Here is a 15,184-nt window from a genome sequence, read left to right as displayed (position 1 = left end):
TCAATTAATGGGAGTGTTTCAATGAAAAAGTCACTTTTGTCGGCTGTTGCACTGACCGCGCTCGTAGCGTTCAGCGGCAGCGCATGGGCCGATATCATCGTCGGCGTTGCCGGCCCGATCACCGGACCTAACGCAGCCTTCGGAGCGCAGCTCCAGAAGGGCGCCGAGCAGGCTGTTGCTGACATCAACGCAGCCGGCGGCATCAATGGCGAGCAGATCAAGCTTGTTGTCGGCGACGACGTTTCCGATCCGAAGCAGGGCATTTCAGTCGCCAACAAGTTCGTCGCTGACGGTGTCAAGTTCGTCGTCGGTCACTTCAACTCGGGCGTCTCGATCCCGGCCTCGGAAGTCTATGCCGAAAATGGCATTCTCGAAGTAACCCCGGCTGCGACCAATCCGAAATTCACCGAGCGTGGCCTGTGGAACGTGTTCCGCACTTGCGGTCGTGACGATGCGCAGGGCGGCATTGCCGGTGCTTATCTCGCCTCGAAGTTCAAGGACGCCAAGATCGCCGTCATCCACGACAAGACGCCTTACGGCCAGGGCCTTGCCGACGAAACCAAGAAGGCGATGAACGCTGCCGGCGTGAAGGAAGTCATGTATGAAGGCGTCAACATCGGCGACAAGGACTTCTCGGCGCTGATCGCCAAGATGAAGGAAGCCGGCGTTTCGATCGTCTACTGGGGTGGTCTTCACACCGAAGCCGGCCTGATCATCCGCCAGTCGGCTGACCAGGGCCTCAAGGCAACGCTCGTCTCGGGCGACGGCATCGTCTCCAACGAACTCGCCTCGATCGCCGGCGACGCCGTTGCCGGCACGCTCAACACCTTCGGTCCGGACCCGCGCCTGATCCCCGACAACAAGGGTCTGGTCGAGAAGTTCCGTGCCGCTGGGTTCGAGCCGGAAGCCTACACGCTCTACTCCTATGCCGCGATGCAGGCGATCGCCGAGGCCGCAAAGGCCGCCGGTTCGACTGACACGCAGGCTGTTGCCAAGGCTCTCAAGGAAAAGGGTCCGTTCAAGACGGCTCTCGGCGACATCTCCTTTGACGAAAAGGGTGATCCGAAGCTGCCAGGCTACGTCATGTACGAGTGGCAGAAGGGCGCCGACGGCAAGTACACCTACGTGCAGCAGAAGTAATTCTGCAAGCACCGCCAGCCAACAGATGCCCGGCGCTTCGCGCCGGGCATTTTTTTGTGCCGTGGAAAATATGGCTGTCTGACGCTACGGAAATTAAATCGATTTAAGGGTGTGGGTTTTCGGTTGCACCGCAGCATTTTCCCGCTAATCATTCGCCGCCTCTTAAATATCCAGCGTCTGGAGCGTTTTCGTGCCGATCAGCAAGATCCTCGTCGCCAACCGATCCGAAATCGCTATCCGCGTCTTCCGCGCGGCCAATGAGCTGGGGCTCAAAACCGTGGCGATATGGGCGGAAGAGGACAAATATTCGCTGCATCGCTTCAAGGCCGATGAATCCTACCAGGTTGGCCGTGGACCCCACCTGACAAAGGACATGGGTCCGATTGAAAGCTACTTGTCGATCGAAGAGATCATTCGTGTCGCCAAGCTGTCCGGCGCTGATGCGATCCATCCCGGTTACGGCCTGTTGTCCGAGAGCCCGGAATTCGCCGAGGCCTGTGTCGAAAGCGGCATCACCTTCATCGGCCCCAAGCCCGAGACGATGCGCCGCCTCGGCAACAAGGTCGCTGCACGCAACCTAGCCATCGAAGTCGGCGTGCCGGTGATCCCTGCGACCGATCCACTGCCCGACGACATGGACGAGGTGAAGAAGCTCGCCGCCAGGATCGGCTATCCGGTCATGCTCAAGGCGTCATGGGGCGGCGGCGGTCGTGGCATGCGCGCCATCCGCAGCGAAGCCGATCTCGCCCGCGAGGTCGTCGAAGGCAAGCGCGAGGCCAAGGCGGCGTTCGGCAAGGACGAGGTCTATCTCGAAAAGCTGATCGAGCGCGCCCGGCACGTCGAAGTGCAGGTGCTGGGCGACACCCATGGCAACGCCGTGCATCTGTTCGAGCGCGACTGCTCGATCCAGCGCCGCAACCAGAAGGTCGTCGAGCGCGCGCCAGCGCCCTATCTCGGAATGGCCGAGCGCAACGAGCTGTGCGAGCACGCCCTGAAGCTCGCCCGCGAGACCGCCTATATCGGTGCTGGCACCGTCGAGTTCCTGCAGGACGCCGACACCGGCAAATTCTACTTCATCGAGGTCAATCCGCGCATTCAGGTCGAGCACACCGTTACCGAGCAGGTGACGGGCATCGATATCGTCAAGGCGCAGATCCATATCCTCGACGGGTTCGCCATCGGTACGCCTGAATCAGGTGTGCCGGCGCAGGCCGACATCCGGCTCAACGGCCACGCCCTGCAGTGCCGTATCACCACCGAGGATCCCGAGCAGAACTTCATTCCCGACTATGGCCGCATCACCGCCTATCGTGGTGCAACGGGATTCGGCATCCGCCTCGATGGCGGCACAGCCTATTCGGGCGCGGTCATCACGCGTTTCTACGACCCGCTGCTCGAGAAGGTGACCGCCTGGGCGCCGACGCCCGACGAGGCGATTGCGCGCATGCACCGCGCGCTGCGCGAGTTCCGTATTCGTGGTGTGGCGACAAACCTGACCTTCCTTGAAGCGATCATCACGCACCCGGCCTTCCGCGACAACTCCTACACCACCAAGTTTATCGACTCGACGCCCGAGCTGTTCGCGCAGGTCAAGCGCCAGGACCGGGCCACCAAGCTGCTCAACTACCTCGCCGACGTCACCGTCAACGGCCACCCCGAGACGCGCGGACGTGCCGCGCCCAAGCCGGAGGCCGCAGCCCCTGTCGTGCCATGGTTCACCGGTGCCATCCCCGACGGCACCAAGCAGCGGCTCGACGATCTCGGGCCGGAGAAATTCGCCGCCTGGATGCGCGACCAGAAGCGGGTGCTGATCACCGATACGACAATGCGCGACGGCCACCAGTCGCTGCTTGCCACGCGCGTCCGCACCCATGACATCGCCAAGATTGCCGGGACCTATGCTCGCGCGCTGCCGCAGCTTCTATCGCTCGAATGCTGGGGCGGGGCGACCTTCGACGTCGCCATGCGCTTCCTGACCGAAGACCCTTGGGAGCGGCTCGACAAGGTGCGCCAGGCAGCACCCAACATTCTGCTGCAGATGCTTTTGCGCGGCGCCAATGGCGTTGGCTACACCAACTATCCCGACAATGTCGTCCAGCATTTCGTGCGCCACGCGGCCGCTGGCGGCGTCGATCTGTTCCGCGTCTTCGACTGCCTCAACTGGGTCGAAAACATGCGCGTGTCGATGGACGCGGTGGGTGCCGAGGGTAAGCTTTGCGAGGCGGCGATCTGCTACACCGGCGACCTGCTCGATCCGAACCGCGCCAAATACGACCTGAAATATTATGTCGGGCTGGCCAAGGAGCTGGAAGCCGCAGGCGCCCACATCATCGCGGTCAAGGACATGGCCGGCCTGCTCAAGCCAGGTGCCGCGCGGGCGCTGTTCAAGGCGCTGCGCGAGGCGACCGACCTGCCGATCCATTTCCACACCCACGACACGTCAGGCCTGTCGGCAGCGACGGTGCTGGCTGCGGTTGAGAGCGGGGTCGATGCCATCGACGCGGCGATGGATGCCTTCTCCGGCAACACCTCGCAGCCTTGCCTGGGCTCGATCGTGGAGGCGCTCCGCGGCTCGGACCGCGACCCGGGGCTGGCGCCCGAATGGATCCGCCGCATCTCGTTTTACTGGGAGGCGGTGCGCAACCAGTACGCCGCCTTCGAGAGCGACCTCAAGGGGCCGGCCTCGGAGGTCTATCTGCATGAGATGCCGGGCGGCCAGTTCACCAACTTGAAGGAACAAGCGCGCTCGCTCGGGCTCGAGACGCGCTGGCACGAGGTGGCGCAGGCCTATCACGACGTCAACCTGATGTTCGGCGACATCGTCAAGGTGACGCCGTCTTCAAAGGTTGTCGGCGACATGGCGCTGATGATGGTGAGCCAGGAACTGACCGTCGCCGATGTCGAGAACCCGGCCAAGGACATCGCCTTCCCGGATTCAGTGGTGTCGATGCTGCGCGGCGATCTCGGCCAGTCGCCGGGCGGTTGGCCGGCAGCGCTGCAGAAAAAGGTGCTCAAGGGTGAAAAGCCGATCACGGCGCGCCCCGGCTCGCTGCTCAAGGCTGCCGACCTCAAGGCGAACCGGAATGACGTCGAAACCAAGCTTGGCCGCAAGCTCTCGGAAAACGAGTTCGCCTCGTGGCTGATGTATCCGAAGGTGTTTTCGGACTTCGTCGGCGCGCAGGAGAATTACGGCCCGGTCAGCGTCTTGCCTACGCCGGTCTATTTCTACGGCATGAAGCCCGAGGACGAGGTCTTCGTCGATATCGAGAAGGGCAAGACGCTTGTCATCCGCTGCCTCGCCGTCGGCGACGTCGACGAAAAGGGCATGGTGACGGTGTTCTTCGAACTCAACGGCCAGCCGCGCCGCGTCAAGGTGCCGGACCGCGCGCATGGCGCATTGGCTTCCAAGGCACGCCGCAAGGCCGAGGCTGGCAACGACGCCCATGTCGGTGCACCGATGCCGGGCGTGGTGTCGACGCTTGCCGTCACGGCTGGACAGCCGATCAAGGCGGGCGACGTGCTGCTGTCGATCGAGGCGATGAAGATGGAGACTGCCCTGCACGCCGAGCGCGACGGCACGATCGCCGAAGTGCTGGTGCGCATCGGCGACCAGATCGACGCCAAGGACCTGCTGGTCGTCTACGGCTGACGTCTTGCCAGGCCAGGGGCTAGAACAGCCCTTGGCCGGCCTTTGCTTCCTCCGCCGCGCTGCGGCGGATGAGGTTCTTGTACATGTAGCCGCGCTGGCCCTTGTAGACGACCGTGCACCAGTTGCAGTCGCTCTCGGCTTCGATGGCGGCGTTTGCCGGCACGACCAGGATCACCTTGGACTCGTCGGCAGGGCCGTCGCGCAAATTGCCCCATTTGGCGGCCTTTGCCGGGCGCAGGTCGGGCAGGGGGCCGTCGAGCAAGCTGGTCGCCTGGGTGGCGCTTGCGTCGACCATTCCCGTTGATGTTTCCAGCATGGCGACTTCCGCGTCGGTCTCGGCGACCTGCACGTCCAGCGAGCCGCGCAGGCCGTTGGGGGCAATCGCGGTTGTCGGCGCAGGATCGGGCGTTGCGTCGAAGCCGCCGATGGCTGCCGCTGTCGTGGCCATGGGGGCTGAGCCCCGCTCGTCGGGGCCGGCTGCCATCTGCTGGTCCGTCTGCTTGAAAGTCGAGGCAGTAGCGGCGGCCTGCATCGGCGGCGCGGCCGGGCGCGTTTGCCTGTCGGATTTGGCGTCGACCGTTGTGCTCGATGCGGGTGCGGCGTTGGCCACCGTCACCGGGCTGCCGGTCGCCGTCGTCTGGGGCATGACCGGGTGAGGTGGAACCGCGGCCGTCTGGGTGGGGTCGGGCGCGGACATGCCGATGAGCACGGCGGATGCCACGATTGCGGCTGCTGCCGCGCAGCCGCCAATGAGCACGGCTTTCGGCCTCGGCATTTGCAGTGCCGGCAGCGATTTGGCGGCCTGCCTGAAGCCTTGGGCGAACTGGCTGGATATCCCGGCGAGCCGGAACTGCGGGTTATTCATGGTACAAGACTCCACAACGGTGCGACGCGGCAAACAGCCGGCGTCGACCCCCCAACCCGTATTGACATGCAAAATGCGAAATGTGCCTGCGAGCGGTTGGTGTTGCCTGTTCCGCTGCAGTTCCTCTGGTTCCGCCTACATCTGCTATTGGACGGAAATCGGGCGAGGCGGTGTCAGGATATCGGTCCTGGCCCAATAACTGCTCGAAATCGGGCATTGACTGTCATCTAAATCGATTTAGATTGCGCCGATGTAATTACCGCATCGCGCGTGCCTGCCGCGATCAAGGGCGCGGTAACTTTTTGAATCTCCCGGTCACGACAGGCTGAAATCGATTTCAGCTGTCGGGCCCATATGTTAGGAGTCGCGTTCGATGAACGCCACAAACGCAACTGACATCGCAACACGCACCGTCGCCACGCGCGGCCGCTGGGCCGTGGCTGCGGCCTTTTTCATCAATGGCTTTGTCACCGGAAGCTGGGCGCCACAGATCCCGTTGCTGTTGACCCGGTTGGATATCAGCGAGTTCGTGCTCGGCCTGCTGATCCTGGTGTTCGGCCTTGGCGCGCTGACGGCGATGCCGTTCTCCGGTTACCTGATGACCAAGCGCGGCTCGCGACCCGTGGTCATCGGCTTTGCCTGGATCGTGGTCTTTGCGCTGCTGCTGGTCGCGCTTGCCCCCAATGTCTGGCTGGCGGCGCTGACGATGTTCGTCTTTGGTGGCTCGATTGGCGCCATGGACGTTGCCATGAACGCCAATGCGGTTGCCGTCGAAAGGAAACTTTCACGTGCGGTCATGTCATCGTCGCACGGTTTCTGGAGCCTGGGCGGCTTTGCCGGTGGTGCGCTCGGCGGCATTCTCATCCAGAATTTCGGCCACCTGCCACACGCCATGTTCGTCACCGTGACGGCGGCTGTGATGACGGCATTCGCCTTGCGTCATCTCGTTGGCGAGGACAAGCCGGTGACGCATGAGCACAGGCACTTCCGCCTGCCGCGCCTTCCCACGATATATCTGGTTGGCATCATGGCGCTATTCTCGATGATCCCCGAAGGTGCGGTGCTCGATTGGGCCGCGCTTTATCTCAAGCAGGAACTCGGCGCTGATATCGCCACCGCAGGCTTCGCCTTCGCTGCCTTCTCCGGCATCATGGCGCTGATGCGCTTTCTTGGCGATGGCGTGCGCAACCGCTTCGGTGCGGTCAACACGCTGCGCTTTTCGGCGTTGCTGGCGGCCACCGGCATGCTCGCCGCCGGCCTCGCGCCCAATCCATGGATCGCCATCGCGGCCTTCGCCATGTGTGGCCTGGGTGTCGCCAACATGGTGCCGATCGCCTTTTCGGCTGCCGGCAACCAGCCAGGCATCGCACCGAATATCGGCATGAGTGTCGTCACCACCATGGGCTATTCAGGCATCCTGGTGGCACCCTCGGCCATCGGCTTCGTTGCCGGACATACAGGCTTCGCGCCGATCTTCGTCACGCTCTCGGGCTTCCTTGTGGTTGTCAGCCTGATGGCAGGTCTTGCCCGCCATGCCGACTTCCGGGCCGTGCCTCAGGCGACACCGGCCGAATAACGCTTCAGCTCCTCGTGCAGGAAATCGGCGACGCGGCGGATACGCACGCTGGCGCGCACGTCGCGGTGCATGGCGAGCCACACCGGAAGTGCTGGCAGTGTCAGCTCCGGCAGGACGATTTCGAGCAGCGGCTCGCGCCGGATGAGCGGTTCCTGGGCGATGCCGATGCCGTTGCCGGCCCGTACCGCTTCCCAGAGCACGATGTGGTTGTCGCTGCGCAGCCGAAAGGCATGCCGCGTGATGCCTGGCAGGAAGTGTTCGAAGCCGCGGATCATCTCGTCGCTGCGATCGAAACCGATCAGGACATGGTCGCGCAAATCCTCCGGCACTGACGGACGGCCACGACGGTCGAGATAGGCTGACGCCGCGCACATGCAAAGTGCGATGTCGGTGACCTTGCGCGCCACCAGTTCGTTCTGGGCGGGCCGCACCATGCGGATGGCGATGTCAGCGTCACGGCGAAGCAGGTTCTCGACGTGGTTGGAGGCAACAATCTCGACCTCAATGCCAGGTTCTTCGACACCGAGCCGAGCAAGCATTGTCGGCAGCACATGGGCCGCCACCATCTCGCTCGCGGCGATGCGCACTGTGCCTTCGATCGCTTCCACCGAGCCCAGCGCAAGCCTTGTGAAGGCGGTGGCCTCCTGGCTGACGGCGCGGCCACGCTCGAACAACAAGCTGCCGGCCTCGGTCAGCACATAGCCCTGCCGGCCACGCCGGAACAGCGTGACATCGAGTGCTTGTTCGAGCTCGGCGATATGGCGGCCAAGCGTCGGTTGGCTCGATGCCAGGCTGCGCGCAGCCGCTGACAGGCTGCCGGTCTCGGCAACAGCGACAAAGCTTCGGATGAGGTTCCAGTCGATCTCGGACATCTATTCAAAATTGAATATCAAGATGCCATCTTGAGTCAATTTATTTCCGGCAGTGAATGGACGAAATTCAGGTCACCACAAATACAGGAGTGACCGACATGACCAAGATCGCAATTCTGGGTGCCCGTGGCCGGCTCGGCCGCGCCGTCGCCAAGGCCTTCCTCGAGGCTGGATACGAGGTGCGGGCCATCACCCGCGACGGCAAGCTGCCGACGGAGCTTATGGGTGCGGAAGTCGCCGCCGCCGATGCGCTCGACCGCCAGTCGCTGATCGATGCCACGAGAGGCGTCGACATCATCTTCAACGGCCTGAGCCCGATCTATTCCGACTGGAGCTCGGTCCTGCCGATGGCCGAGAATGTTATGGCCGCGTGTTTCGCCAATGGCGCGCTGCACATGGTTGCGGGCACTGTCTACAATTTCGGCTCGCCGATGCCTGCCGTCATCACCGAGGATACGCCGCAGCGTCCAACGACCGAGAAAGGCCGCATCAGGGCGGCCACGGAAGCGCTGTTCCGCCGCGAAGCCGATGCGCGCCGCGTTCGCACTGTCTTGCTCAGGGCCGGCGATTTCTTCGGCGGCAAGGGCACCGGTTCGTGGTTCGACCTGGTGGTGACTTCGAAGCTCGCCAAGGGCGTCTACACAGCGCCGGGGCCGGTCGATCTGGTTCACGAATGGGCATATCTGCCCGATTTCGCCGCAGCCTTCACCGCCCTTGCCGACAACCACGAAAAGCTCGGCTCCTACGAAAATCTCAATCTGCCCGGGCATGCGGTCACCGATCTGGAGATCAAGGCATCGATCGAGCGTGTGTTGGGCCGCAAGCTCAAGCTCCAATCAATGCCCTGGTGGGTGCTGCGCGCCGGTAGCCCGTTTATGCCGATGTGGAAGGCAATCGTGTCGATGTCGTACCTTCGTTTCGAGCAGCACCGGCTGGTGTCGCAGCGCCTCGGACCCATCATCGGCCACATCCCGCATACGCCGCTCGACGAGGCGGTAGCAGGCGCACTCGCCGATCTCAGCTTGCTGCCTCAAGCAAAGGCTGCATGACTGACGCAAAAGAAAACGCCCGGACTATCGTCCGGGCGTTTTGCCGTTCAGCTGGCTTCGGGGCAGTCAGACGCGGCCCGTCAGCATCAGCACCAGAAGGATGACAAGGAGCACACCGACGATGCCCGAAGGCCCGTATCCCCACGCGCGTGAATGCGGCCAGGCCGGCACCGCGCCAAGCAGGATCAGGATCAGGATGATGAGCAGCAGCGTCGAAATCGTCATCGTTCATGCCTCGGATTGTTGCGTTTTATCAAGGCAGCAACGCAAAAGGCCGCCCGGTTGTTCCTGGGCGGCCTCTCTTATGACGTTAGTCGGCTTGTCTATTCCGCAGCCTTGGGGAAGGCGACAGCGGGTTGGTCGTCCATCGGCGGAGGCGGTGTCGGGGTGGAAGAACCCTTGCCGAAACGCGCCTTGATCCAGCGGAACAGCCGGGTGAACCAGCCAAGCTGGCCGGGCTTGCGCTTGTCGCGGGTGAACACCATCAGCATCGCCGGCGTCACCACCAGGGTGAGGACGGTGGCGAAGGACAGGCCGAAGACGATCGCGCTCGACAAGGCGATCCACCACTGGGTCGAGGGCGCATTGATCGTCGTCTCGTGATGGAAGATCTCGAGGCCGAGACCAAACGCGATCGGCGCCACGCCCAGGATGGCCGATAGCGCGGTCAGCACCACCGGGCGGGCACGTTCGCGGCAGGTCTGCAGCACCGCGTCCATCTTGTTCCAGCCTTCTTCGCGCAGCCGGTCATAGGTGTCGATCAGCACGATGTTGTTGTTCACCACCACGCCCGCCAGAGCGATCATGCCGATGCCGGACATGACGATGACGAATGCCTGGCCGGTCAACAGCATGCCAAGCAGGGCGCCGACCGTAGCCATCACCACGCAGGACAGCACCAGGACCACGCTGGTGAACTTGTTGAACTGCGCCAGAAGCACGATGAAGATCAGGAAGATCGCCGCACCGAAGGCATTGCCCAGGAACGCGCTTGCCTCGGCACTGTCTTGGTTGGAGCCGGCGAGTTTCCAGTCGACGCCAGGTTGTGCCATGTCGCCGACAACCTTGGTGACTTCAGCCTGCACTGACGCGACCTGGAAGCCGGAAGCGACGTTGCCCTGGATGGTGATCGTGCGCTTTCCGTCGATACGATTCAGGATGCCGACGGTCAGTTCGGGCTTGCGCGAAACGAAGTTCGAGATCGGCACCGAGCCTTGCGGGGTCTCGATGCGCAACTGGTCGAGCGCAGCCAGGGTGCGACGGTCCTCCGGCAGACGCAGCCGGATATCGACCGCGTCATCGGCACCGGCCGGGCGATAGTCGGTGAGCTTGAGGCCGGTCGTGACCAGCTGGACCACCGTGCCGACCGCGGTCGGGCTGACGCCGTATTGGGCTGCCTTGGAGCGATCGACATCGAGCGCCCAGTCGATACCGGGAGGCGGCAGGCCATCAGAGATGTCGATGACCCCGGGCACCTTGGCGACCGCTACCGCGACCTTCTTGGCGTATTCGTTCAGCCCCGCCGGATCGACGGCGGACAGCTGTACCTGAATAGCCTTGCCGCTCGGTGGACCTGCGTCGGGCACGCGCACCTCGACGTCGACGCCGGGAATGCCGGCCATCGTGGCCCGCAATTCGTCAAGGATCACATGCGCCGACTTGCGCTCACGCCAGTCGACGAACTCATACTGGATCACGCCGACGACATCCTCGGGAATGTCCTGGCCACCGCGGGTCTTGCCGGAGCGCGTGTATACCGACTTGATGCCTGGCCAGCCGAGAATCCGGTTTTCGGCCTCGCGGGTTGCGGCATCCATTTCTTCAAGCGAGAGGTTGCCACGTGCATGGACGTAGAGCAGGCCGTAATCCGGCTCGACCGTCGGGAAGAATTCTACGCCATTGCCAAACTTGACATAGGAGTAGAACCCGCCGGCGAGCAGCGCGAGCGTCAGCACCAGGGCCGTGATCGGATAGTGGACGGCCTTCTTGACGACCGCCATGTAGACGCCGTCCTTGTGCTCTTCCTCGGCATGGACGGGTGCCTTGGCGAACAAGGCCCCGAGCGTCGGCGCAAAGATCAGCGCATAGGCCATCGACGCCGCCAGCGTGACGATCAGCGTGATCGGCAGATACTTCATGAAGTCGCCGATGATGCCGGGCCAGAACAGCAGCGGCGAGAACGCCGCGATGCGGGTCATCGTGGCGGCGATAACCGGACCGGCCATACGCTTGGCGGCCAGCTCGAAGGCCTGTTCCTTGGGCATGCCTTCCGACATGCGCCGCTCGGCGAACTCCGTCACGATGATGGCGTCGTCGACAAGCATGCCGACTGCCAGGATCAGGCTGAACAGCACGATCATGTTGATCGTGTAGCCCATCAGCGCGAGCGCCAGGATGCCCATCAGGAATGATGACGGGATGGCGAGGCCGATGAGCAGCGAGGCGCGGCCCGACAGCGCGTACAAGATGACGATGAACACCAGGATCACGGCGATCAGCACGTGGTTCTGGAGGTCGTTCAGCAGCTGGTTGACGAAGACCGACTTGTCTTGCGTGTAGGTGACCTGCATGCCTTCCGGCGCGGTCTTGACGAAAGCATCGGCGACTTTCTTGGCGCCTTCGATCGTCTCGACGATGTTGGCACCGATGCGCTTCTTGACTTCGATCGCAATCGCCGGCTTGCCGTCGAGCCGGGTGATCGTCTCGGCGTCCTTGAAGGTCGCGCGGACGGTAGCCAGATCCTGGACGCGCACAACCGCGTTCGGCGTCGCCACCACCGGCAGCCGCGCCACATCCTCGGGCGTTTCAATCAGCGCCGGAACCTTGACGGCATATTTGCCCTCAGAGCCCTCGATGGCACCAGCCGCAACGAGGCTGTTGGACAGGCCGATACCCTGGATCAGCTGGTCGAGCTGCAACCCGTAGGACGACAGCTTGACCGGATCGATGATCGCCTCGACCAGTTCGTCGCGCGAGCCCTGGAGCGTGCCTTCGAGCACGCCGGGCACTTCCTCGATCTGGTCGCGCAGCTTCTTTGCGGCGGCCGTCAGCGCCCGTTCAGGCATGTCGCCCGACAGCGTGACGACAAGGACCGGAAACTCCGACAGGTTGACCTCGTTGACTGTCGGCTCATCAACACCGGCGGGCAGGTCGCGCTTGGCGTCCTGCACCTTGTTGCGCGTATCGATCAGCGCGTCGTTGAGGTTCGTGGAGGGATGGAACTCGACGATCACATTGGCGCCGCCCTGAAAGGCGTTGGAGCGCATCTGCTTCAAACCCTTGAGGTTCTTGAGCTGCGATTCAACGGGCCTCAGAAGCAGCCGCTCGGCGTCTTCGGGCGAGATGCCTTGATAGGTAAGGCTCACATACATGATCGGAATGGCGACGTCCGGTTCGGCTTCCTTCGGCACGGCGCGGTACGCAAGCGTACCGGCTATGACAAGGAAAAGCAGAATCGATAGGGTCAGCCGCGCATTGCGGATCGCAAGCTTGACGATGTCCATTGTTTACTGCGTCCCGGTCGCATCTTCGATGAGCTTTTTGACCATCGCCTCGTCGGCGACCTGAGCCTTGACCTCGTCGCCGTCCTTGACCAGGTCCTGGCCGCGAATGATGATCTGCGCGTCGGCGGGAATGCCCCCGAGCACAAGGCCGTTCTGGGTGTCATCGACAAGGTCGATCGGGTAGAACACCACCTTGGATGACGCATCGACGGCGCGAATGCCGAGATCGCCTTTTTCGTTCAGCGTCACCACCGAGCGTGGCAGCACCACGGCATCGACGGGCTTGGCGCGCACAGTGATCTCGGCCGTCATGCCGGCGGGGATTGCGCCGTCAGCGTTGGGAATGGCGATTTCGACCGGGAAGGTGCGAGTCTGGGACGTGGCGTCGCGGCTGATGTAGCGCAGCGTACCTTTGACCACTTCGCCATTGACCAGCTTCACATCGGCTTCGTCGCCGATCTTGATGTAGCGCAGGTCGCGTTCGCTGATTTCGCCTTTGCCAAGGATCGGATCGAGGTTGAGGATCGTGGCGATTTCCGCGCCCTGCAGCACCGAGCTGCCGATCTCGACACTGACCTTGTCAACGACTCCGTCGAAAGGCGCCTTGACCTGGTTGCGCGAAAGTTCGGATTCAGCCGCCTGGATCAGGGAAAGAGCGGTTGCATAGTCGGACCAGGCACTGTCGGCCTGAAGCTTGGTCCTGGTGCCGGACACAACCAGCTTCTGCGCGACTTCCCATTCGGCCTTGCGCTGGGCAAGCACTGCTTTTGCCCTGTCGAGGGCCGCGGTCTTTTCCTCGGCATCGAGCATCATCACCAGGTCGCCCTGTTTGACGCGATCACCTTGCTTGACGGGAAGCTGGGCGATGACACCGCTAACCCGGCTGGCCAGCGTCGCCCGCTTGTCAGCCTCCGTCTTGCCCGAAACGCGGATGGCGCGGGCGTGATCGAAGCGCGGCGGCACGACAACCATCACCGTGCGCAAAGGCGCCTTGGGCTGTTCGGCCTGGACAGGCTTTGCTTCGGGGTCGGGCTGGGCGCTGCCCACTGAAGAGAATTCGCCTGTGCCCATCCACGCCGCAAAACCGACGAGCACGACCAAGGCTGCAAGCTTGTGGAACCTAATCTTCGACATTGTCGTTATCCGTTGGGGACGGTTGCGGCGACCGCCGTCTTGCCTGGCGCGTCGCCCCGATATGGTGGCGCGCAATGCCGCATGCAAATCCGCCATGGGGGCAAAGTGGCGGGAGGGCGTCTTCTACATCAAATGTAGATCGCAAAATAGTGATAAAAAATAATGGAAACATCATCCTGACAAAACTGGCAGGAATTGTCAGCACGCTGCGGTTGCCGAGGCAAAAAGGCGGATTTTCGCGGGTTAGTTGTGCTGGCGAACGGCTGCCGGCCTGGTTCTGGTGGCCAAAAACTCGCGTACACGGCGGCCGGCTGCCGGTCCGTGCAACGGCCTGAAGCCGTCGTCCAGTTGCCCGGATAGGTCGAGTGTTGCCTTTGTGCCGACCGAATCAAAGTTGTCTTCGAGCCAGTCGCTGGCCGCGGTTCGGCCAAGGTCACGCAAGTATTCGAGGAACGCCCATTCGGCGTTGACCTTGGACGATGCCGAAAGATCCTTGAAAGCCTCGTCGGCGTCTATGCGATGCATGCGGATGTCGCGGAACTCGCCATGCGGCAGGCGCCCTGCGGCGATCAGTTCCTTGATGAAGGCGATGGCACGGAATTCGCGCAGCAGCCCGGCGTTGAAAGTGATCTCGTCGATACGGTTCTGGATTTCGTTGGCCGTCTTGGGAGTCTGCTCGCGGATCACCGGGTTGATCTGGACAAGCAGGACGTCTTCGGTGTCATTGGCCTTGAAGAACGGGTAGATCGCCGGATTGCCGCCATAACCGCCGTCCCAGTAGGGCACGCCCTTGATTTCGACGGCCTGGAAGATCTGCGGCAGGCAGGCCGAGGCCATCACTGTATCTAGGTCGATCTCGCCGTCGCTGAAGACGCGCAGCTGGCCGGTCTCGACATTGGTCGCCGAGATAAACAGGTCGATGTCCTTGCAGGCGCGGACATTGGCGAAGTCGATCTCTTCGGCGACCACGTCGCGCAGCGGGTTGAGGTTCAAGGGGTTGGCGACATAAGGCGAAAACACCCGTGACATGGTGTCGAACCAGACGTAGCCAGGCGTGTTTTCAATCGACCAGTTGCCCCAAAGCACGTCCCATGGCGAACGCTGCACCGGGCTGAAACGGCCCTTGCGCGCCACCGCACGCCAAAAGTCCTCGAGCTTGGCACGCGCGCCTTCAGCACCGCCACGCACCCAGCCGTCGGCCAGCGCCACGGCGTTCATCGCGCCGGCACTGGTGCCCGATACCGCCTTGATGTCGAGACGGCCGTCTTCCAGCAATCGGTCGAGCACGCCCCAGGAGAAGGCTCCGTGCGAGCCTCCGCCCTGGAGTGCGATGTTGATGGGCTTCTTCTCCTCCGCCTTGCCGTTTCCAGTCATGGCGGTCTTTTCCTTTGAGGCG

Annotated in this window: 10 protein-coding genes; 4 read left to right on the top strand and 6 right to left on the bottom strand. The window is 62.9% G+C overall.

From position 1 onward, the window contains the following. Window positions 1-21 precede the first annotated feature (21 nt). Together AC1RTB_RS16985 and pyc are read left to right on the top strand one after the other, a co-directional pair. Complete coding sequence (locus tag AC1RTB_RS16985; protein ID WP_492879658.1) at window positions 22-1,140, top strand: branched-chain amino acid ABC transporter substrate-binding protein; 1,119 nt, start codon at window positions 22-24, stop codon at window positions 1,138-1,140. Window positions 1,141-1,330: 190 nt separating this feature from the next. Continuing rightward, window positions 1,331-4,789 (top strand): pyruvate carboxylase, encoded by a 3,459-nt coding sequence (gene pyc, locus AC1RTB_RS16980; RefSeq protein ID WP_492879659.1) that lies wholly within the window; start codon window positions 1,331-1,333, stop codon window positions 4,787-4,789. Between the two features lie 19 nt (window positions 4,790-4,808). Here the strand turns inward: pyc and AC1RTB_RS16975 are convergent, their stop codons facing one another. After that, window positions 4,809-5,654, bottom strand: coding sequence for an SH3 domain-containing protein (locus AC1RTB_RS16975; protein WP_492879660.1), 846 nt, complete (start codon window positions 5,652-5,654; stop codon window positions 4,809-4,811). Window positions 5,655-6,027: 373 nt separating this feature from the next. Between AC1RTB_RS16975 and AC1RTB_RS16970 the strand changes: the two genes are divergently transcribed. Beyond that, entirely contained in the window at window positions 6,028-7,230 is a 1,203-nt protein-coding gene (locus AC1RTB_RS16970; RefSeq protein WP_492879661.1) for an MFS transporter, read from the top strand. Here AC1RTB_RS16970 and AC1RTB_RS16965 read toward each other — a convergent pair. Then, the gene (locus AC1RTB_RS16965) at window positions 7,209-8,102 is read right to left on the bottom strand and encodes a LysR family transcriptional regulator (RefSeq protein ID WP_492879662.1); all 894 of its coding nucleotides are present in this window, start codon (window positions 8,100-8,102) and stop codon (window positions 7,209-7,211) included. The two genes, AC1RTB_RS16970 and AC1RTB_RS16965, sit on opposite strands and share 22 nt — an antisense overlap. 98 nt (window positions 8,103-8,200) lie before the next feature. On the opposite strand from AC1RTB_RS16965, the gene AC1RTB_RS16960 reads away from it, so the two are divergent. Further along, the gene (locus tag AC1RTB_RS16960; protein WP_492879663.1) at window positions 8,201-9,151 is read left to right on the top strand and encodes an NmrA family NAD(P)-binding protein; all 951 of its coding nucleotides are present in this window, start codon (window positions 8,201-8,203) and stop codon (window positions 9,149-9,151) included. A gap of 66 nt (window positions 9,152-9,217) precedes the next feature. On the opposite strand, the gene AC1RTB_RS16955 is transcribed toward AC1RTB_RS16960, so the two are convergent. From AC1RTB_RS16955 to AC1RTB_RS16940, 4 genes are all read right to left on the bottom strand, one after another. After that, on the bottom strand, window positions 9,218-9,376 hold the full coding sequence (locus tag AC1RTB_RS16955) for a DUF3309 family protein (RefSeq protein ID WP_492879664.1): 159 nt from the start codon (window positions 9,374-9,376) through the stop codon (window positions 9,218-9,220). A 98-nt stretch (window positions 9,377-9,474) separates the two neighbouring features. Then, window positions 9,475-12,654 (bottom strand): efflux RND transporter permease subunit, encoded by a 3,180-nt coding sequence (locus tag AC1RTB_RS16950; RefSeq protein ID WP_492879665.1) that lies wholly within the window; start codon window positions 12,652-12,654, stop codon window positions 9,475-9,477. A gap of 3 nt (window positions 12,655-12,657) precedes the next feature. After that, window positions 12,658-13,788: an efflux RND transporter periplasmic adaptor subunit gene (locus AC1RTB_RS16945; RefSeq protein ID WP_492879666.1), complete on the bottom strand. Its 1,131-nt coding sequence runs from the start codon at window positions 13,786-13,788 to the stop codon at window positions 12,658-12,660. A 243-nt stretch (window positions 13,789-14,031) separates the two neighbouring features. Then, window positions 14,032-15,162, bottom strand: a complete 1,131-nt coding sequence (locus AC1RTB_RS16940; RefSeq protein ID WP_492879667.1) for a patatin-like phospholipase family protein — start codon at window positions 15,160-15,162, stop codon at window positions 14,032-14,034. Window positions 15,163-15,184 lie beyond the last annotated feature (22 nt).

The organism is Aminobacter sp. GW821-FHT11F06 (genome assembly GCF_058808215.1).
The sequence above is the reverse complement of the archived record's forward strand: the minus strand, read 5'-3'. Positions and strand labels throughout refer to the sequence as shown.

Bases quoted from the DNA above. Each gene is read 5' to 3' on its own strand.
- AC1RTB_RS16985 (WP_492879658.1), top strand. From the start codon at position 22: ATGAAAAAGTCACTTTTGTCGGCTGTTGCACTGACCGCGCTCGTAGCG.
- AC1RTB_RS16965 (WP_492879662.1), bottom strand. From the start codon at position 8,102: ATGTCCGAGATCGACTGGAACCTCATCCGAAGCTTTGTCGCTGTTGCC.
- AC1RTB_RS16945 (WP_492879666.1), bottom strand. From the start codon at position 13,788: ATGTCGAAGATTAGGTTCCACAAGCTTGCAGCCTTGGTCGTGCTCGTC.
- AC1RTB_RS16960 (WP_492879663.1), top strand. From the start codon at position 8,201: ATGACCAAGATCGCAATTCTGGGTGCCCGTGGCCGGCTCGGCCGCGCC.
- AC1RTB_RS16975 (WP_492879660.1), bottom strand. From the start codon at position 5,654: ATGAATAACCCGCAGTTCCGGCTCGCCGGGATATCCAGCCAGTTCGCC.
- AC1RTB_RS16950 (WP_492879665.1), bottom strand. From the start codon at position 12,654: ATGGACATCGTCAAGCTTGCGATCCGCAATGCGCGGCTGACCCTATCG.
- AC1RTB_RS16970 (WP_492879661.1), top strand. From the start codon at position 6,028: ATGAACGCCACAAACGCAACTGACATCGCAACACGCACCGTCGCCACG.
- AC1RTB_RS16940 (WP_492879667.1), bottom strand. From the start codon at position 15,162: ATGACTGGAAACGGCAAGGCGGAGGAGAAGAAGCCCATCAACATCGCA.
- AC1RTB_RS16955 (WP_492879664.1), bottom strand. From the start codon at position 9,376: ATGACGATTTCGACGCTGCTGCTCATCATCCTGATCCTGATCCTGCTT.